Genomic DNA, 19915 nt, shown 5'->3' with positions numbered 1-19915 from the left:
AATAGTGATAGAACCTATCGGGAGGATGAGAATAGATGAGTACAATTGTAAAAGCGCAAACAAGAACGACAAAAGAGAATACAAAGTTAAGAAATAGTGGACATATTCCGGCAATTGTTTATGGTTTTCAAATGGAATCGCAACCAATATCGGTTGACGAGAAAAACTTATCCAAAACACTTCGAGAAGTAGGTCGTAATGGAGTTATGAAGCTAGAAGTTAATGGGAAAACGATTAACGTTGTAATGAGTGATTATCAAATGAACATACTAAAAGGTCAAATGATTCATGCAGACTTTTTAGCGATTAACATGAAAGAAGAATTAGAAGTAAATGTTGTCATTCATGTTATAGGTACTTCAGTAGGCGTTTCGGAAGGTGGATTATTGCAACAGCCAAATAGAGAAGTGACAATTACAGTAAAACCAACGGATATTCCTGAGGCTATCGAGGTGGATGTTTCAGAAATGGCGATTGGCGATACATTGACCGTTGCAGATGTTCGAGACAAGATAGACTACACCATTACCAATGAGGATGATTATACGTTAGTTACCGTATCAGCTCCTAGAACAGAAGTAGAACCAGAAGAAACGGATACTGATGCAGGCGTAGAAGATACAAAAACAGAAGAATAATAAAATGAAAGAGATTGTCTCAAGGCAATCTCTTTCATTTTTTTTAAAAGATAAAATGTCCTTTCAAATATTTTTTCATTTTGCCACGAGCTTTGCGTAGGGTCACTACGACGTCGAGAACTTAGCCTGTATTCCTCTAATACAGGCGCTTGCGCTTTTCTTATGATAAAATAAAGGAAATACGTATTAAAGGAATGGAAATGAATGAAAATTATTGTTGGTCTAGGAAATCCGGGTAAGCAATATGAAGCAACGAGACATAATATTGGTTTCCATGTAATAGACGAGCTTGCAAATCGCTTCAACATACCGCTCACACAATCAAAGTTTAATGGCATGTACGGTATTTCCCATGTCGGTACGGAAAAAGTAATGCTCTTGAAACCGTTAACATACATGAACTTATCAGGTGAGTGTATTGTACCAATGATGAACTATTTTGAAGTAGACGACGATGACCTCGTAGTTATTTATGATGATTTAGATTTACAAGTAGGAAAGCTTCGACTACGTCAAAAAGGAAGTGCTGGAGGACATAATGGCATTAAATCGATTATTCAACATCTCGGCACGCAGGTGTTTAACAGAATTCGTATCGGAATCGATCGACCTATGAACGGGATGAAGGTTCCAGATTATGTCCTATCCAAATTCAGTGACGATGAAAGAGTCGAAATGGGAGCAGCGGTGAAAAAAAGTGCCGATGCATGTGAAGATTGGTTATCGAAAAGTTTTTTAGAAGTGATGAATACATACAACGGTGCATAAATTTTAACGAAAAGACCTATACTTCCTAAAAGGAGGTTGATGGTTATGCCGATTCATTATAAATGTCGCCATTGTGAAACAGAAATTGGTCAATTACCATTTGATAATATAGATGAGCAGTTTCTAACTAAACATGAAATAACAGCAGAAGAACAACATGAATACATAGTAAATGGAGCTGAGGGAGAGTTTACCGTACAATGCATATGCGAAGAATGTCAAAATTCTCTTCAAGCATTTCCAAATTATTATGCATTAAAAAAATGGATACAGTAAAGATGCTTTGGCACGATTTCGTGCGCAAAGCCTTTTCTATTTTGTAATCATCCGAAGTTCTTTTGTTTGTTGGATAGGGGAGGATTGAATGGAACTTTTAAGCAATCTATTAATCGAAGATACACATATTAAAAAACTAGTAAAAGAATTAGAGAGTGGAAATGATAAACAACTAATAACTGGACTTACTTCTAGTGCAAGAGCTGTCTTCACAGAAATGTTATATAAGGCTCGTCAGAAAGCTATTTTAATCGTTACTCCAAATTTGCTGCATGCTCAAAAACTGACGGAAGATTTAGTAAAGTTAGTTGGAGAGGATTTAGTCCGACTATATCCGGCAGACGAACTTATAGCTGCTGATATATCCATTACGAGCCCAGAGCTTCGTGCACAACGTTTGGAAGCATTAGATCATATGCTAACGAAAAAAAATGGAATTTATATAGTCCCGATCGCTGGGATGAAAAAGCATATGCCGAACATAAGGGATTGGAAAAAAAGTACAATCTCAGTTGTAGAAGGTGAAGAGATTGTACTGGAAGCATTACTCCAAAAATTAGTCGATATGGGATATGTGAGGCAGCCAATGGTTACCGCTCCGGGTGAGTTTGCTTTAAGAGGTGGAATCATCGATATTTATCCCTTGTATTTAGAAAACCCGATTCGTATCGAGTTATTTGATACAGAAGTGGATTCCATTCGAACTTTCTCTGCAGAAGATCAACGTTCTTTAGAAAAGTTGAAGGATATTCGAATATTACCAGCTACCGAGTACGTTTTAACAGAAAGTAAAAAGAAGTTACTTGCACAAAAATTAGAGCAATCTTTAGCGGAAAGCTTAAAAAAAGTGAAAATACAAGAAATAAAGGACCAATTTTATCAAAACATTCAACATGATATCGACCTTTTAAAACAAGGCGAGCAACCAAAAGAGTTTATGAAATACGTTTCATTATTAGATGAAGATAATAGCTTCTTAGGGAACTATTTCGATCAAAATGGGATGGTTTTATTTGACGAGCTTGGAAGAATTCAAGAAGTAGCAGAAACGTTAGAAAGAGAAGAAAATGACTGGTTCTTATCGCTACTGGAAGAAGGAAAGACAGTTCATGATGTAAAGCCTTCGTTTCATTTAAAAGAAATTATTCAAATGCTTCTGAATGAAAAAGTCTATTTTTCTTTGTTTTCACGTACATTTTCAGGCATTACAATTAAAAAAAATGTAAGCATTTCTTGTAAACCAATGCAAAACTTTCATGGACAAATGCATTTATTGAAAAATGAAATGGAGCGGTTTATGCAAGGGAAGTTTCGCGTTGTTATTCTAGCGGACGGAAAAGATCGCGTTCAAAAAATTCATACCGTTCTAGAAGATTATGAAATAGTTTCCAAGATAGGAGCCTCTACGCAAGATCTACAAAAGCCCGGTATATTTGTCGTAGAAGGGGATTTAGATGCAGGTTTTGAGTTACCTCTTCAACGAATAGCTGTCATTACAGATGCTGAATTGTTTAAACAAAAGCATAAGAAAAAAGCAAGAGGACAAAAAGTTTCAAATGCAGAAAGAATTAAAAGCTATTCCGAAATAAAACCTGGAGACAGTGTCGTACATATACACCATGGGATAGGGAAGTATATCGGAATAGAAACGTTATTAGTTAACGGAATTCATAAAGACTATTTGCATATTCGATATCGAGGCGAGGATAAATTATTCGTACCGGTAGACCAAATAGATCTCATCCAAAAGTACGTTGCTTCCGGGGAAAAGGATCCAAAGCTTCATAAACTAGGTGGAGCGGACTGGAAGAAAACAAAAACAAAAGTATCCGCTGCTGTTCAAGATATTGCAGATGAGCTCATAAAACTATATGCAAAACGAGAAGCAGAAGTAGGATATGCGTTTGAGCCAGATGGTGAAATGCAGCAATCATTTGAGGCAGCCTTTCCTTATGAAGAAACCGAAGACCAACTTCGTACCATTCGTGAAGTGAAGCAGGATATGGAGAAAGCCCGTCCAATGGATCGTTTAGTATGTGGAGACGTGGGATATGGGAAAACAGAAGTAGCTATTCGTGCGGCATTTAAAGCAGTAATGGAAGGAAAACAAGTTGCGTTTCTCTGTCCAACAACTATTCTTGCGCAACAGCATTATGAAACGATGCTAGAACGTTTTCAAGACTTTCCGATTGAAGTCGGTTTACTTAGTCGTTTCCGTTCGAAAAAACAACAAACCGAAACAATCAATGGATTAAAAAAAGGGATGGTAGATGTCGTAGTAGGAACGCATCGAATTTTATCAAAAGACGTTGTATACCATGATTTGGGACTACTTGTTGTCGATGAAGAACAACGATTTGGTGTAAAGCATAAAGAAAAGATTAAACAATTAAAAACAAATGTAGACGTTATGACGCTTACAGCTACACCAATTCCGCGTACATTACATATGTCGATGATTGGGGTACGAGATCTATCTGTCATTGAAACACCACCTAAAAACCGTTTTCCTGTACAAACATATGTCATGGAATTTAATGGTGCACTCGTCCGGGAAGCAATTGAAAGAGAGCTTGCAAGGGGAGGACAGGCATTTTATCTATATAATCGCGTGGAAGATATTACGCGAAAAGTAGATGAAATTCAAATGCTTGTGCCAAGTGCAAGAGTAGGATTTGCACATGGACAAATGTCAGAGACGGAGCTTGAATCGGTTATTATTAGCTTTTTAGAAGGCGAATACGATGTTTTAGTAACGACGACGATTATTGAAACGGGTATCGATATACCAAATGTTAATACACTCATCATCCATGATGCAGATAAAATGGGGTTGTCCCAGCTGTATCAATTACGGGGACGTGTAGGGCGATCTAACCGAGTAGCATATGCTTATTTAATGCATCAAAGAGATAAAGTGCTAACAGACGTAGCAGAAAAAAGATTACAAGCGATTAAAGAATTTACCGAGCTTGGTTCCGGCTTTAAGATTGCCATGCGCGATCTTTCTATTCGGGGAGCAGGTAATTTACTTGGATCTCAGCAACACGGGTTTATTGATTCGGTTGGGTTCGATTTGTATACACAAATGCTAGAAGATGCAATAGAAGAGAAAAGAACAGGAATTAAAAAAGAAGAAGTCCCAGACCTAGAGATTGTATTATCAACCGATGCTTATATTTCAGATGAGTACATTCCAGATGGGTATCAAAAAATTCAAATGTATAAACGTGTGAAAGCCATGGAAAATGAAGAAGAGTATTTGGATCTAGTGGACGAACTACAAGACCGTTTTGGTGATTTGCCGCTTGAGGCAGAGAAATTATTACGCATTGCACGGATGAAGGTTTATGGTAAATCTGCCGGAGTTGAATCCATTAAAGAAACAAATAAAATTGTTTCTATTCGTTTTAGTGCAGAAGGTACACAAAATATAAATGGTGCCTTCCTTGTAGAAAATTCAATGAAATACGGTCGTGCAGTTGGGTTTACAATGGATAACGGTAATTTGGTTATTACGATAGATGAACGGAAAACAGGGAAGTTTAATTCATTTGATGTATTAGAAGAAATGATGATGGTTCTTCCAGAAGCAAAAAAAGAAATAGCGTAAGCTAAATCCCGCTTTGCATATTTTTGGGTAATGTGATGCATACTATGGCAGAAATGAACTTTAGTTTCCAATCTGTCGAAAGTGAGGCAAATTACATGAAAGCAACTGGCATCGTACGTCGTATTGATGATTTAGGTCGAGTCGTTATTCCGAAAGAAATACGTCGAACACTTCGCATCCGAGAAGGAGATCCGTTGGAAATTTTTACGGATAGAGATGGGGAAGTAATTTTAAAGAAGTATTCACCTATAAGCGAGCTTGGAAGTTTTGCAAAAGAGTACGCGGAAACTTTGTATGAAACGTTAGGAACTCCGGTTCTAATAAGTGACCGTGATGAAATGATTGCAGCAGCTGGGTTATCGAAAAAAGATTATTTAAATCGTAGGTTAAGCCCAGATGTAGAGGAAATAGTAAGTAAGAGATCTGTTGTGATGGAAAAGCATGAAAACTCTGTAGAGTGGGTACCGGGAATTTTTGAAACAGTGAAGTCCTATTGTATCGCACCAATAATTGCATCTGGAGATCCAATTGGAGCAGTATTTTTAATATCAAAAGTGCATTTTATCGGGGAAGCGGAATTAAAAGCAATTGAAACCGCTGCAAATTTCCTCGCAAAACAAATGGAAAGCTAAAAAGATCTTCCTCTTTTACAAAAGAGGAAGATCTTTTTGGCCTGTAGGAAATTATAAAGTAGATGGTATGCCATTAGTTATGAATACTGCGTTCTTAAGGATAGGATCTTCGGATTTGTCGTGCTCGGGGTAGTCTTTGTCGCGTTCGCAGTGGATTTTGTCTCGTTCGACCATATACTGTAAAACTCGAAATTGATTAGTTAGGGCGGCGACTCCACTCCAGTGGGATCAAGTGAGTAAGATGAGTCTTCACAACGTACGCGCAAGCGTCGGTGAAGGCTCATCACTCACCCCACGGAAAGCGTCCGCCCTGCAGCGAAAATCATAGTGGTCTGCGCAGCTTCCCCGAGGCTTGGGAGAACAAGATACCTATAAAGGTTATTTATATTTTTTTATTGTCCAGCTTCGGCGTCTTGCGTTTTTCTTGTGTATAATAGATGCATTGCTGGATGGAAGAAGGATTTAATAATGAGTAATGATTGGAATATGAAGACGTATATGAAAGGCGCTGCGATGCTCACTGTTGCAGCAATTATTGTGAAGCTGCTAAGTGCAGTGTACCGAGTACCTTTCCAAAACCTAGTAGGCGATGAAGGATTTTATATTTATCAGCAGGTGTATCCGTTTATTGGCATTATTACAACGTGGACTTCCTATGGTTTTGCCGTAGCATTATCGAAAATATTATCCGACTATAAAGCAACAGGAAAAGAACATGCAATACCGCAAGTTAGGCAAATTGCTTTTTTTTATATTGGGATATTATCTATATTATTTTTTATTGGTTTATATTTTGGAGCAAATTTTATTGCGGAAGCGATGGGGGATGCAAATTTAGCTTACTTATTAAAAGCTGGCTCGTATGTCATTTTATTAATACCAATGCTTGCAGTATTAAAAGGACAATTTCAATCTAACGGCCACATGCAGCCTGTAGCGTATGCACAAATAGTAGAGCAAGCAACCCGAGTTGCCGTTATATTACTCGGTACATGGATTGTTATATCTAAGAGCTTCGACTTATATAAAGCTGGAAGTATGGCAATGTATGGTGCGGTAGTAGGTGAACTTACAGGTGTGTTATTTTTGGCATATATTTATTGGAAAACAATTGGACGAAAGAAAAAGCATAACAAACAGAAAGATGTGCAGCTTTGGCTAATAATAAAAGATTTAACGATGATTAGTATTGGTGCCAGTATAAGTGCGTTACTATTTTTGCTGTTACAGCTGGTAGATTCATTTACCGTTTTTCAAATACTACTAGAAAACGGTATGGAGAAGCAAGAGGCGATGGAGACAAAAGGGATCTATGATCGTGGCCAACCGCTTGTGCAGCTAGGTATTGTTATTGCTTCTACATTATCATTAGCGATCGTCCCACTTGTGGCGCATCGAATGAATAAAGAAAAAGGTCGAACGGCAATTCCATTTATGCAGCTTACGTTTCGCGTAGCTTTCACATTTAGTATTGCTGCAGCATTAGGTCTAATTGTAGTACTCCCATTTGTGAACGAAATGCTTTTTCAAACAAGAGAAGAATCGATCACTTTAATGGTATTTTCTTTTCAAATTGTATGGATGTCTTTAATTCTCACGTTGATGGCGATGCTTCAAGGAAGTGGAAGAGTAAAGCTGCCTACACTGTTTTTATTGCTAGGTGTGTGTAGTAAATGGCTCGTAAATGGTATGCTTGTACCAGTATATGGTGTATTAGGGGCTGCTATAGCGGGAAATATTAGTTTAGTAATTGTTTTTGTATGCATGTTTTATTATTTTAAAAGAAGTTGGAAGATACGTTTTGCTTCTTTCGCATTTTACAAAGGAATTGCCATTTCGTCTATAATGATGGTCGTGGGCGTTGCGGTTTACAGTTTAGTAGCGGATGCGTACTTATTTGATTGGTTACCTAGTCGCATAGAGGCACTAGTGATATCTCTGAGTGCCGTAACAATCGGAGCAGCCATTTTTTTAATTATTTTAGCGAAAAGACGTGTTATAGCGGAGAAAGAGTGGTTTTTATTGCCATTTGGTAGAAGAATGGCCACTTTCCAGCTGTGGTTAAATAAAGAAAAATAAGGGTGTGAGCAGATGAATGAAATAATGATTATTGGACTTGGAGCAAGTGATTTAGATCAGCTGCCTTTAGGTATATATAAAAGACTAAAAATAGCAGAGCATTTATATGTTCGTACAGAGCAGCACCCAGTATTGCAGGAGCTGAAAACAGAAGGTCTCACTTGGACGAGCTTTGATACAATATATGAAAAAAATGATGAATTTGAAGCGGTTTATGAAGAAATAGTACAAACGTTACTAAATCTAGCAAAGGAAACACCCGTTACATACGCAGTGCCTGGGCACCCTCTAGTGGCAGAACAAACAGTTCAGTTATTAATCGAAGCGGAGCGAAAAGGAAATGCAAAGATTCGAATCGAAGGTGGACAAAGCTTTTTAGACCCAATTTTTGCGGCTTTACGTATTGATCCGATTGAAGGGTTTCAATTAATTGATGGGACTAGTTTTAAACGAGACGAAGTTCAAATGGGATCGCATGTATTAATCGGACAGGTGTATGATTCATTTAGTGCGTCTGAAGTAAAGTTAACGCTGATGGAAAAGTATCCAGATGATTATGAAGTGATTATTGTAACAGCTGCAGGATCGACGCAAGAAAAGCTAACAAAAGTACCTTTATATGAATTAGATCATGTTATGGAACTTGATAATTTAACGACTTTGTACGTTCCACCAATTCAAGCCAAGGAAAAACGATTGAAGGAATGGCAAACGCTGCGTCAAATCGTTGCAGATCTACGGGGTCCTAATGGATGTCCATGGGATAAGGAACAAACGCATGTAACATTGAAGAAATATGCAGTAGAAGAAGTATATGAGTTATTACAAGCAATAGACGAGGAAGACGATGATCATATTGTAGAAGAGCTTGGGGACGTCCTTTTACAAGTGTTTTTACACGCCCAAATTGGAGAGGACAGTGGATACTTCAGTATGGAAGATATACTAAACTCCATTTCGGATAAAATGATTCGAAGACATCCCCATGTATTTGGTGATGTTATTGCTAATAGTACGGAAGACGTAATGCGCAATTGGCAGCAAATAAAAGCGGAAGAGAAAGGTGAGTCCGCAGAGTCATTATTAGCCGGTGAGATGCGTTCTGACTCCACGCTTCTTACATCTTTCAATTATCAAAAGAAAGTGGCGAAAGTTGGTTTTGATTGGCCAGATGTTTCTGGTGCTTGGGAGAAGTTCACAGAAGAGCTAGCAGAATGGAAAAAAGAATTACTATCGGGCACAAAAGAAACTCAGGTGGATGAGCTAGGGGATGTGCTATTTACAATTGTTAACTTAGCACGTTTTTACGGATTATCTCCAGAGCAAGCAATGATACAGGCAAACGAAAAATTTAAAAGAAGATTTCAATTTATCGAATCAAGTGTTAAAAATGGCAAAGGTAACTTTTCAGAATATAATTTAGAGGAGCTCGATGGGTTTTGGAAAGAAGCAAAGAAACTAGAGAGGTAGTGTGGATATGAGATTAGATAAGTTTTTAAAAGTTTCGAGATTGATTAAACGAAGAACACTTGCAAAAGAAGTCGCAGACCAAGGTAGAATTACGATTAACGGAAAAGTGGCAAAAGCAAGCTCTGATGTCAAAGCGGGCGACGAGTTATCTATACGCTTCGGCCAAAAAGTCGTAATTGCTACAGTGGATATGATCAAAGATTCAGCGAAAAAAGAAGATGCTGCTTCCATGTTTACAATTATAAAAGAAGAACGACTAGAAAAAGTAGACCCAGCATTTATAGATGATGAAGATTAATATGAACAATAATTTATAAAAAAAGCATGACGCATTTGTCATGCTTTTTTTTTATGAGCATACAATGAATTAGGACAAGGAGAGGAGAGGGCATATGCAATATCAAGCAGAAAACCAAACAATTACTATTCCAACGGGGGACCACTTAATATCACTAAGAAATCGAAAAAGAATGGATTTAACTTCTGTAAAAGCAATTGAACGATTCGACCAACAAGAGTTTTATGTAAGAACTTCACAAGGATTACTTCTTATTAAGGGAGAAGAACTGAAGATTGTCCATTTAGATGTAGACAAAGGCCTGCTAACTCTAGAAGGAGTTGTAAAGGCAATACAGTATGACGAGGAACAGAATTCAGACGGTGCTAGAGGGTTACTTCATAAATTATTCGGATGACACTTTCTCTGCAATTTTATAGCTTATTATTAATGGTTTTAAGTGGGGTAGTAATTGGTGCGATAATTGAGGGAACACGCTTTGTAACAAATAGTTTTCCGAAGCGTACCTATGTTAATAAATACAGTATCGCTATAGAAATAATCGTTTGGATTTTGCTAGGATTAGGAACATTTTATATTCTTTTTAGAGTACGAGATGGTATATGGAGAATTTATGACCCACTAGCACAAGTGGTAGGTATTCTGTTATATGAACAATTGTTTCAGCCTATTTTTCGATTAGTTGGAAGGATTTTTTTACACATCGTTATCCAACCGATATGGTTTATTTTTCGCATATTTATATTAATCATTCATAAAATTTTTATATTAATCGGGATAGTTCTTGCAACTATAGTACGACCGTTTTATTTTTTGTATAAAAAGATATGGCATTTGGCCCTTAAGAAAATACCAAACTTCCGTTATAATAAAAAGTACACGAAAAATTGAGAAACTTTGACGGGAGAGAGCGAAATGGGAGAAAAACAAAGAAATGAATCCGCTAGGAAACAAGTTGCAGCAATTAATGCAGATTATGTTCGCTCTATTGAACGTCAAGAAAATCGTAAAAAAGCAAAAAAGATTCGTTTATTTAGACGTTTAGCTGCTTTTGGAATTATGTCCATGGCGCTTATAGGATTTTTGATATCAACTTTACTAAACAGTAATCATACATTAGAGGAAAAACGATTACAAAAAGAGAAAGTATCGGAAGAGTTAGCGAAAGTCCAAGAAGAACAAGAAATGCTAAAGCTTCAAATATCAAAATTAAATGATGATGAGTACATTGGAAAATTATTAAGAAAAGAATATTTCCTCTCAGAAGAAGGGGAAATCATCTTCACATTGCCGGATGCTAAAGAGAAATAAATTAAAAAAACAAGTGATAAAAGAGTAGTCTTATTGACACTCTTTTTTTGTTAGCTATAATAAAGGTAGGGTAAATATGAAAAATTCATATTCACTCGTTAAAGAGTCGCTTAAATTTTAAGGAGGAGCATTTTTTTTATGTCAATTGAAGTAGGCAGCAAGGTACAAGGTAAAGTAACAGGAATCACTAACTTCGGAGCATTCGTCGAGCTGCCAGGAGGCTCAACAGGTCTAGTTCACATTAGTGAAGTTGCGGATAATTATGTGAAAGATATTAATGAGCATTTGAAGGTTGGAGATGTTGTTGAAGTTAAGGTGATGAATGTTGAAGCGGATGGCAAAATCGGATTATCTATCCGAAAAGCAAAGCCTCAAGCTGAAAGACCAGAGAGACCAGAACGTTCTCAGCGTCCACGTAACAACAATCGCCCAAATGATCGTGATCGTCCGAGTAAAGAGAATTTTGAGCAAAAAATGGCACGATTCTTAAAGGATAGTGAAGATCGTTTGTCTACGTTAAAGCGTGCAACAGAATCTAAGCGCGGCGGCAGAGGCGCAAAAAGAGGATAATATGCTGTCTGTTTTATCGGTAGAAAAAATGTTTAATAGATGGAAGGCGTTCAGCGTAGCTGGCGCCTTTTTTGTACAATTTAACGTGATTTAGCAAATGGTTTGACGAGAAGCTTGGCTTTGACGAGGCGAAATGGATTTGTAAGTAAAGTAATATGGGAGGATAGAACATGCGCAAAGAGGAAATTTTAACATCACATTTAAATTATTTGCATTGGATAGACTCTCTTTATGAATTTAGTGAAGAAGAGGGAAATACGCCATATAGAATAGGAAAGTGGTCGCCAAAAGAAATAATTATGCATTTAGCGGAGTGGGATCGATTTACTTTAGAACAGCGTATGCCAAAAATGAGGGAAGGTGAAAAACATGAAGCATTTCCGAATTTTGAATCCTTTAATGCGAAAGCCGCAGCCCTTGCTCATGAACAAACATTTAAAGAAATCCTTGCTTATGCAAAACAGCAACGTAAAGCTATTATGGAGAAACTTGAACAAATAAATGAAGTAGAATGGGATCAAGTTTTCTTTATCGGACAACATCAAGTTACTATTCGTAGTTACTTTACTGATTTCATTGATCACGATAAACATCACGAAATGCAAATTTCAACGAAATAGAAAAGACAGTATGCCTTGAACTCTGCGTTCATGGTTTTTTTACCGCTAGGATGAAGTTGATAAACGTATTGCTCTATTTGTGTTCATCTTTATTCGTCCCTTTTCGATTATAAAAAAGCAGCTCCAAAAGATTTAACTTTTGGAACTGCTTCTAATTTGATGACCCCTACGGGATTCGAACCCGTGTTACCGCCGTGAAAGGGCGGTGTCTTAACCGCTTGACCAAGGGGCCATATTAAAATGTACCATTTTTAATCCGATAATTATGTAAAACATCCGACATTATCTGTGTATGTATAAGACAATAATCAATTAAAAGGGTATGGCGGCAGAGGGAGTCGAACCCACGACCTTTCGGGTATGAACCGAGTGCTCTAGCCAGCTGAGCTACACCGCCGTTTTAACGAACAATTAACATATTACAATCCTTTCGTTAAAGTGTCAATACTTCTTTTAAAAATTTATAAAAAGATATAATAAGAAAGTTTATTCTGACAAATTGCGTTTAGTTATTATCCTTCTATTGTGATTGCTATGGAGAAGTAAGAGATCTAATAAAGTCTTCTTTTACATCCATCAAACGGTGCTATCATTACATTTTGGCGCAACTCAATTTGACTAAAACATCCCCAATATAAATTCTGCAAGTAGATTTGCAAGTTTCAATTCATGACCGAAAGCGTCGAAAACTTTTTAACGGAAGATGTCAGAAAGAGACATACTTTTTGTGCGTGCTGTAGGTATACTTCCATCAATAGTTGAATACGGGGAGGTATATAATTTGAAAACAATGTATGAGCAAGAACAAAAAAGAGGTTTTTCTTTTAGAAAGGTAATAGAAAGTATACTAGCACGCAAAGTATCCATTTCACTAGCGATTATTTTCTTTGTTCTTTCCTTTTTTCTAGCACAAGTTGTATTATTCGAAGCTTCTGTACCATTTTTTCTTCCGATTTGGGCACTTGTTAGTTTACGATTTCCACGTTTTCTTCCATACACGATAGCGGGAGCTTTACTGGGTAGTATGACGTTAGGATTTGGACAAGTGGTGATCCATGCATTACAGGCACTTTTATTTCCTCTTTATTCGAAAAGGATTTTAAAGAAAATACCTGTACCCCTCTTTGTTTTAATGGACGTTGTAATCATCCAGTCTATATGGCAATACATTTCGTACGGTGGGGATATTCCTGGTACGGTTTGGTTAGCGATTGCATATGAAGGAGTTCTTGCTTTATTTATGACTATATTTTTGTTCCAACTTTTCCTTCCTATGCCGGATTTCATCCACAAAAGATGGACGGCCGAAAGAATGGGGGCGGCATTACTAATAGGGGCATTGGTATTAACTGGGATGTCTTCGTATATTTACGGATATGTTTCTGTTCCACTAATATTTACTCATTTAGTCATTGCGATATCAGCAGCGGTAGGTGGTGTTCAACTTGCAACGGTAGTTGCAGTACTCGCCGGAACGGTATTAAGTATTTCCAAGCTTAGCTTTAGTGGAATGATCGCTGTGTATGCACTAACTGGCTTTTTTGCGGGACTTCATAAACCTTTTGGTAGGTTGTGGCAGGCATTTGGTATGCTCGGGGCGACCTTTTTCTTTATACTATACGATAGGACCTTACCTTTAGATGCGGTTTATATTGGATCTTTGGTTACTGCTTCATTATTGTTTTTTATCATTCCATCTAGCTGGATTAAAACTTTAAAGGAACAACTATTTCCGGATACTTCAAATGTCCTTTTAAGAAGGCAAAAGTGGATGACGGAAAAAGTGAATCATCAACTTCAAGAGTTTCAGCATTTTGTTGACTTCATCACACGGTTTATATCGGATCGATTTGAACCGAAAGCTGCGGCTAAAAAAGGACAATCCTCCCCGTTACCCATCTGTCAGTCCTGTTTTCGTTATGAAACATGCTGGGGAGAAAAATCAAACGGAATTCCGGCATTGATGAAACAATGGGAGGAGCAACCTAATAAGACGAGATTCCAGATAGAAAAGAAAATGCAGTACAAGTGTATAAAGCCTGCTCAAATTATGAAAGAGCTAAAAGAGAAGGAAGCGAAAAAACAATTATCATATGAGATGCAACATGGCAAAAAAATGTTCGCACTAAAACTCAGGGATATGGGTAATCATATGGGAGAGCTCATGAGTAATTTAGAAAGTGATGTGACATTATATACATCACATGAAGAGGAAATTAAACAAAAGTTTCAGCAATGTAATATCCCGTTCTTCCAAATTGATGTATTAAATATTGAAATAGGTCAGATGGAGGTAGTATGTTGTTTACCGATAGAGTCAAAAGCAAAAATGACTGGCGAAAGATTGATTCTACCGATTTTATATGACTTGTGGAAAGAACCTTTCGAAATTATATCAATGAAAGAGATGCATCATCCGTATGAACACATTCAAATGACATGCAAATCATCTGTGCGCTTTGAGGTAACACATGATATTTATACTTCTTCTAGTAGAAATACCATTTATTCAGGAGATGCGCATGCTGTTTTCCAACTTCATCCTGGTTTACTAGCGGTTATTTTATCGGATGGAATGGGAAATAATGTAGAGGCGCACCGAGAGAGCAGAAGAGTGATGCAATTCATGCGTGAATGTTTGAATAAAAAAATGGATCCGGAAACAACTATGCATACGCTTCATTACATGATGAGCTTACAAGACGATACGGATAGTTATGCGACGGTGGACTTGGCGTTAATTGATTTACAAAACGGAGAACTTTGGTCTTGGAAGGCGGGAAGTATGTCAACGTATCTAATCAGAGGAAATGAAATGCGAAAAATAGAGAGTCAGCACGTGCCATTTGGATTTTTACCGACTTTTTCAATCGAAGCAAGAAAAGTGGATGTAAAAGATGGCGATGTATTAGTAATGCTTTCGGATGGAGTCTTCTCTACGAATACTTCGATTGAAAAACAAGAGATGTATTATAAGAAAATACTACAGGATCCAACGATGAATGCAGAGCGTTTTGTGAAAATGCTAGAAGAAACATACTCTTTGCCAGGAGACGATCGAACCGTTATTTTTATGCAAGTGAAACACGCTGTTCCAGAATGGTCCATTTTTTCACCACGCCAAGCAGCAAAATACCAAGAAAACATGGTACACTAAAAAGAAAAGCGGAAGCGCCTATGTCTGCCAAATGGGAAACAAGGCGCTAATTTAACACTAAGTAAAAATTTATTACTTTCTTACAATCAAGAAAAAAGGTGAGAAGATGCATTCATTCGTTCGGAAAGTAAAAGAATATATAGACAAGCATCAACTAATAAAAGCAGGCGATCGTCTCCTTGTTGCTTGTTCTGGCGGAGCAGACTCACTAGCTTTGGTTCATGTTTTAAATACTTTAAAAGAAACATATCATGTCGAAATAGGAATCGCACATACAGATCATCAGTTAAGAGGAGCAGAATCAGCAGAAGATAGTAAATTTGTCGAGCAAGTTGCGGCAAGTTTACATATTCCATTTTATGCAGCAACACTGGAAGTACCAAAACGGGTTGCTGCAGAAGGTGGAAATGTACAAGTAATATGTCGAGAAGAACGATACTCCTTTTTCGAAAAAACGATGAAAAACTTCCAATATCAAAAGTTAGTGCTCGGTCATCATGCTGATGATCAAATTGAATCTGTAATTATGTCATTAGCAAGAGGTTCTAATTCCTCCACGATCACAGGAATTCCTAGATCAAGACCTTTTGCGGAAGGGCACATCATCCGTCCATTTCTATGTGTAACGAAAAAAGAGATTTTCGAGTTTATTCATTCCAATGAGCTATCATTTAGACATGATCCAAGCAATGATAAACATACATATACTAGAAATCGTATTCGTCATACCATTGTTCCGCTTTTAAAAGAAGAAAACCCCAATATTAGCGACAGTATTCGCACATTTGTGGAGAAACAAAAGCAGGATGAGGACTTTCTCCAAAACATGGCGGAAAGAAAGTATGAACAGCTTGTGACAATTGATCAGGATGGCGTTTTTTTTCTAGATACAAAGTGCTTTATGGAAGTGCCCATCGCTTTACAAAGAAGAGTGATTCTACTACTATTAAAGTATCTATACAACAACTCCGAAATACTTCTTAATGATCACTTAATCGATTCCATTTTGGCTGCTTGCATTAAGGATGATGGCAATATTGTTATTTATTTGCCTCAGGGTTATTTCCTCGCACGTCATTACAATAAAGTTCAGTTTTTCTCTGGCAAACAACAACCTATCGTTACTAGGAATGTCGTAGAAGAGGATAGTTGGATCCATATTGGTGCTGGTTATTCCATCTATTTATCGAGAAACTTGACCAATGCTATGGCTGGTGAAAAGTGGTTTGTCCAACTGGAAAACGATTCTCTCCCATTATTGACACGTCAAAGAGAGGAAGGAGATCGGATCCAGATAAAAGGGATGATTTCTCCTAAAAAAGTATCTAGAGTATTTATAGATGAAAAAATTTCAGCACAGGAAAGATTAGAGTGGCCACTACTTGTGACATCAAAAAAAGAAATAATAGCAGTAATTGGACTTCGTTATGGAGAAAAATTTTCAAAGCAATATCACTCGCAAAACTATGTTTTATACATAAAGCGAGACTAATCATTAGGGGGGACTTAATATGTTAGAAAAAGACATACTTAACGTTTTAATAACAGAAGAACAAATTGAAGAAAAAGTACGTGAACTTGGTGAAACATTAACAACTGAATACAAAGATAAGTTCCCACTAGCTATTGGTATTTTAAAAGGGGCTATGCCTTTTATGTCAGATTTGATGAAGCGTGTAGACACGTATATTGAAATGGATTATATGGATGTTTCCAGTTATGGAAACGCTACCGTCTCTTCAGGAGAAGTGAAAATTATCAAAGACTTGAACACTAGTGTAGAAGGTCGCGATATATTAATCATTGAAGATATTATTGATAGTGGAATGACTTTAAGTTATCTAGTTGATTTATTCAAATATCGTAAAGCAAAATCCATCAAGCTTGTTACATTACTGGATAAACCAACTGGAAGAAAAGTAGATCTTAAAGCAGATTATGTCGGATTTGAAGTTCCAGATGCATTTGTTGTTGGTTATGGATTAGATTATGCAGAAAAATACCGTAATTTACCATACGTTGGCGTGTTGAAGAAGGAAGTTTATTCTTTTTAATTCAAATGTTACTCTAAAAGGCTTTTCATTGTACGTTAAAAAATTCGTGTGATAAGATTATCATTAGTTTTTCTGTTTACCTTGTGAGGAGGCTGGGAATGAATCGAGCATTGCGCTACGCTATATTATACTTATTGATATTTTTTGTAATTGTTGGGATATTTGCAACGTTTAATTCGGGCAATCAACCAACTAAAAATATTCGTTATGACGAATTTATGACTTCTCTTAAAAATGGAGAAGTGACAAGCTTTAGTATGCAGCCTGAACAAGGAGTCTACTTTGTTGAAGGTAAGATGAAGGGTTATAAAGAAGGGGAAACTTTCTTAACAAAGCTCCCACATGACTTTCAAGAAGCACAAACGAAAGTTTTATCATTAGCGGAAGCAAATGCAGTTCAAGTTGAAGTCATAGCAGCTCCGAAAACGAGTGGCTGGGTTCAATTTTTCACTGGATTGTTACCGTTTCTAATCATCATTATTTTATTCTTCTTCTTACTAAGCCAATCACAAGGCGGTGGTAACCGTGTGATGAACTTCGGTAAGAGTAAGGCAAAATTATATGATAATGAAAAGAAAAAAGTAAGGTTTACAGATGTTGCTGGTGCAGATGAAGAAAAAGCTGAACTAGTAGAAGTAGTTGATTTCTTAAAAGATCCACGTAAGTTTGTAGAAATCGGAGCGCGTATTCCGAAGGGAATTTTGTTAGTAGGTCCTCCGGGTACTGGTAAAACATTGCTTGCTCGTGCTGTTGCAGGGGAAGCTGGCGTACCGTTTTTCTCTATTAGTGGATCGGATTTCGTAGAGATGTTTGTCGGTGTCGGGGCTTCCCGAGTACGTGACTTATTTGAAAACGCGAAGAAAAATGCACCATGTATTATCTTTATCGATGAAATTGATGCGGTAGGTCGTCAACGTGGAGCTGGTCTTGGTGGTGGGCACGATGAGCGTGAACAAACACTTAACCAATTGCTAGTTGAAATGGATGGTTTCGGTGCAAACGAAGGTATTATTATTATCGCTGCAACGAACAGACCAGATATTTTAGACCCAGCACTTCTTCGTCCAGGTCGTTTTGACCGTCAAATTACAGTAGGTCGTCCAGATGTTAAAGGGCGTGAAGCGGTACTTAAAGTACATGCTCGTAATAAACCACTGGATGATTCAGTAGATTTAAAAGCGATTGCACAACGTACGCCAGGCTTCTCTGGTGCGGATTTAGAAAACTTATTAAACGAGGCTGCACTTGTTGCTGCTAGACGTAATAAGAAAAAAGTAGATATGAGTGACATTGATGAAGCAACAGACCGTGTAATTGCAGGTCCTGCTAAATCAGGTAAAGTTATTTCTGCGAAAGAGCGTAATATTGTTGCATTCCATGAAGCGGGACACGTAGTTATTGGATTGACACTAGATGATGCGGAAATCGTTCATAAAGTAACAATTGTTCCTCGTGGCCAAGCGGGTGGATATGCAGTAATGCTTCCAAAAGAGGATCGATACTTCATGACAAAACCAGAATTACTAGATAAAGTAGCGGGGTTACTTGGTGGTCGTGTAGCAGAAGATATTACATTCGGTGAAGTATCCACTGGCGCACATAATGACTTCCAACGTGCAACGGGTATTGTTAGAAGTATGGTTACCGAATATGGTATGAGTGACAAACTCGGTCCTATGCAATTTGGTCAAGCGCAAGGAGGTAACGTCTTCCTTGGACGTGACTTCAATTCAGAGCAAAACTATTCCGATGCCATTGCTTATGAAATTGACCATGAAATGCAAACAATGATTAAAGAGCAATATGAACGTACAAAACAAATTTTAACGGAAAGACGCGAATTATTAAATTTAATTGCGAATACGTTATTAGAAGTGGAAACGTTAGATGCTGCGCAAATCAAGCATTTAGAAGAACATGGCACTCTTCCGGAAAGACCATATGAAAAGTCGAATCAGGAAGCGGAAGTGAATCTTGAAAAAGAAGAAACAGCTGACGCGGTAGGGGCTCCTGCAGATCCATCTACTGGTGACTTACCAAAAGAAGAAGGTACTGCAAGCTTACCGGAAAACGGCATTCAAGAAGAACGAAGAGATTAATAGAATGTAAAAGCTGATTGTCTATCGCATATGTGCGAGGCAATCAGCTTTTTTTATTACCCTAGGAACTTAAATTTAGAGATAATGCATCATAAGGAAGTTTCCGCTCGGATTTCCGCTGCAGGGCGGACGCTTTCCGCAGGGTGAGCGATGAACCTTTACCGACGCTACGCGTGCGCTGTGAAGTTTCATCTGTCTCACTCATCCCGCAGGAGTCGCCGCCTGTTCGCTTCAATCCACTTAAATTGCTAGCTAGTTAGAATTACTGTTAAATTTAATCTTATGTAGTATTTCTTGAAAATAAAATCCAATAAATGGTTTAACGTGACA

17 protein-coding genes and 2 tRNA genes are annotated in these 19915 nt (G+C 37.5%); 17 read left to right on the top strand and 2 right to left on the bottom strand.

What is annotated here, in order from left to right; translation table 11 throughout:
- Nucleotides 1-35 precede the first annotated feature (35 nt).
- The 13 genes from ACIQYS_RS19420 to ACIQYS_RS19360 all read left to right on the top strand — a co-directional run bounded on the left by ACIQYS_RS19420 (nucleotide 36) and on the right by ACIQYS_RS19360 (nucleotide 12275).
- Nucleotides 36-638: a 50S ribosomal protein L25/general stress protein Ctc gene (locus ACIQYS_RS19420; RefSeq protein WP_402983717.1), complete on the top strand. Its 603-nt coding sequence runs from the start codon at nucleotides 36-38 to the stop codon at nucleotides 636-638.
- A 204-nt stretch (nucleotides 639-842) separates the two neighbouring features.
- Nucleotides 843-1406 carry an aminoacyl-tRNA hydrolase gene (pth, locus tag ACIQYS_RS19415; protein WP_402983714.1) on the top strand — a complete coding sequence of 188 codons (564 nt, stop codon included), beginning with the start codon at nucleotides 843-845 and terminating at the stop codon, nucleotides 1404-1406.
- A 45-nt stretch (nucleotides 1407-1451) separates the two neighbouring features.
- Nucleotides 1452-1682, top strand: a complete 231-nt coding sequence (locus ACIQYS_RS19410; RefSeq protein ID WP_402983711.1) for an anti-sigma-F factor Fin — start codon at nucleotides 1452-1454, stop codon at nucleotides 1680-1682.
- An 88-nt stretch (nucleotides 1683-1770) separates the two neighbouring features.
- Entirely contained in the window at nucleotides 1771-5295 is a 3525-nt protein-coding gene (mfd, locus tag ACIQYS_RS19405) for a transcription-repair coupling factor (protein ID WP_402983708.1), read from the top strand.
- 95 nt (nucleotides 5296-5390) lie between these two features.
- Nucleotides 5391-5927: a stage V sporulation protein T gene (spoVT, locus tag ACIQYS_RS19400; RefSeq protein ID WP_142540949.1), complete on the top strand. Its 537-nt coding sequence runs from the start codon at nucleotides 5391-5393 to the stop codon at nucleotides 5925-5927.
- Between the two features lie 468 nt (nucleotides 5928-6395).
- On the top strand, nucleotides 6396-8006 hold the full coding sequence (locus tag ACIQYS_RS19395; RefSeq protein ID WP_402983705.1) for a putative polysaccharide biosynthesis protein: 1611 nt from the start codon (nucleotides 6396-6398) through the stop codon (nucleotides 8004-8006).
- Nucleotides 8007-8018: 12 nt separating this feature from the next.
- Complete coding sequence (yabN, locus tag ACIQYS_RS19390) at nucleotides 8019-9476, top strand: bifunctional methyltransferase/pyrophosphohydrolase YabN (RefSeq protein WP_402983702.1); 1458 nt, start codon at nucleotides 8019-8021, stop codon at nucleotides 9474-9476.
- Between the two features lie 7 nt (nucleotides 9477-9483).
- Nucleotides 9484-9774, top strand: a complete 291-nt coding sequence (locus tag ACIQYS_RS19385) for an RNA-binding S4 domain-containing protein (protein WP_402983699.1) — start codon at nucleotides 9484-9486, stop codon at nucleotides 9772-9774.
- Nucleotides 9775-9868: 94 nt separating this feature from the next.
- Nucleotides 9869-10171, top strand: a complete 303-nt coding sequence (yabP, locus tag ACIQYS_RS19380) for a sporulation protein YabP (protein WP_402983684.1) — start codon at nucleotides 9869-9871, stop codon at nucleotides 10169-10171.
- Nucleotides 10168-10665 (top strand): spore cortex biosynthesis protein YabQ, encoded by a 498-nt coding sequence (gene yabQ, locus ACIQYS_RS19375; protein ID WP_402983680.1) that lies wholly within the window; start codon nucleotides 10168-10170, stop codon nucleotides 10663-10665. The genes yabP and yabQ overlap by 4 nt, the downstream gene beginning before the upstream one ends.
- 24 nt (nucleotides 10666-10689) lie before the next feature.
- Nucleotides 10690-11085 (top strand): FtsB family cell division protein, encoded by a 396-nt coding sequence (locus ACIQYS_RS19370; protein WP_402983677.1) that lies wholly within the window; start codon nucleotides 10690-10692, stop codon nucleotides 11083-11085.
- A 138-nt stretch (nucleotides 11086-11223) separates the two neighbouring features.
- A complete protein-coding gene (locus tag ACIQYS_RS19365) occupies nucleotides 11224-11655 on the top strand; it encodes a S1 domain-containing RNA-binding protein (protein WP_142540929.1) in 432 nt (143 codons plus the stop codon).
- 170 nt (nucleotides 11656-11825) lie between these two features.
- Complete coding sequence (locus ACIQYS_RS19360) at nucleotides 11826-12275, top strand: DinB family protein (RefSeq protein WP_402983673.1); 450 nt, start codon at nucleotides 11826-11828, stop codon at nucleotides 12273-12275.
- A gap of 160 nt (nucleotides 12276-12435) precedes the next feature.
- Here the strand turns inward: ACIQYS_RS19360 and ACIQYS_RS19355 are convergent.
- Together ACIQYS_RS19355 and ACIQYS_RS19350 are read right to left on the bottom strand one after the other, a co-directional pair.
- Nucleotides 12436-12507, bottom strand: a tRNA-Glu gene (locus tag ACIQYS_RS19355).
- A 91-nt stretch (nucleotides 12508-12598) separates the two neighbouring features.
- A tRNA-Met gene (locus ACIQYS_RS19350) sits at nucleotides 12599-12672 on the bottom strand.
- Between the two features lie 393 nt (nucleotides 12673-13065).
- Between ACIQYS_RS19350 and ACIQYS_RS19345 the strand changes: the two genes are divergently transcribed.
- The 4 genes from ACIQYS_RS19345 (at nucleotide 13066) to ftsH (ending at nucleotide 19585) form a co-directional block, all read left to right on the top strand.
- Nucleotides 13066-15432 carry a SpoIIE family protein phosphatase gene (locus ACIQYS_RS19345; RefSeq protein ID WP_402983777.1) on the top strand — a complete coding sequence of 789 codons (2367 nt, stop codon included), beginning with the start codon at nucleotides 13066-13068 and terminating at the stop codon, nucleotides 15430-15432.
- 106 nt (nucleotides 15433-15538) lie between these two features.
- A complete protein-coding gene (tilS, locus tag ACIQYS_RS19340; RefSeq protein WP_402983671.1) occupies nucleotides 15539-16924 on the top strand; it encodes a tRNA lysidine(34) synthetase TilS in 1386 nt (461 codons plus the stop codon).
- Nucleotides 16925-16943: 19 nt separating this feature from the next.
- Nucleotides 16944-17486 carry a hypoxanthine phosphoribosyltransferase gene (hpt, locus tag ACIQYS_RS19335; RefSeq protein ID WP_402983668.1) on the top strand — a complete coding sequence of 181 codons (543 nt, stop codon included), beginning with the start codon at nucleotides 16944-16946 and terminating at the stop codon, nucleotides 17484-17486.
- A gap of 98 nt (nucleotides 17487-17584) precedes the next feature.
- Complete coding sequence (gene ftsH, locus ACIQYS_RS19330; RefSeq protein ID WP_402983665.1) at nucleotides 17585-19585, top strand: ATP-dependent zinc metalloprotease FtsH; 2001 nt, start codon at nucleotides 17585-17587, stop codon at nucleotides 19583-19585.
- The last annotated feature ends 330 nt before the right edge of the window (nucleotides 19586-19915 follow it).

The sequence above is a fragment of the Psychrobacillus sp. NPDC096426 genome, from assembly GCF_044762745.1.
Lineage (GTDB): Bacteria > Bacillota > Bacilli > Bacillales_A > Planococcaceae > Psychrobacillus.
This window is presented reverse-complemented; position numbering and strand designations above follow the sequence as displayed.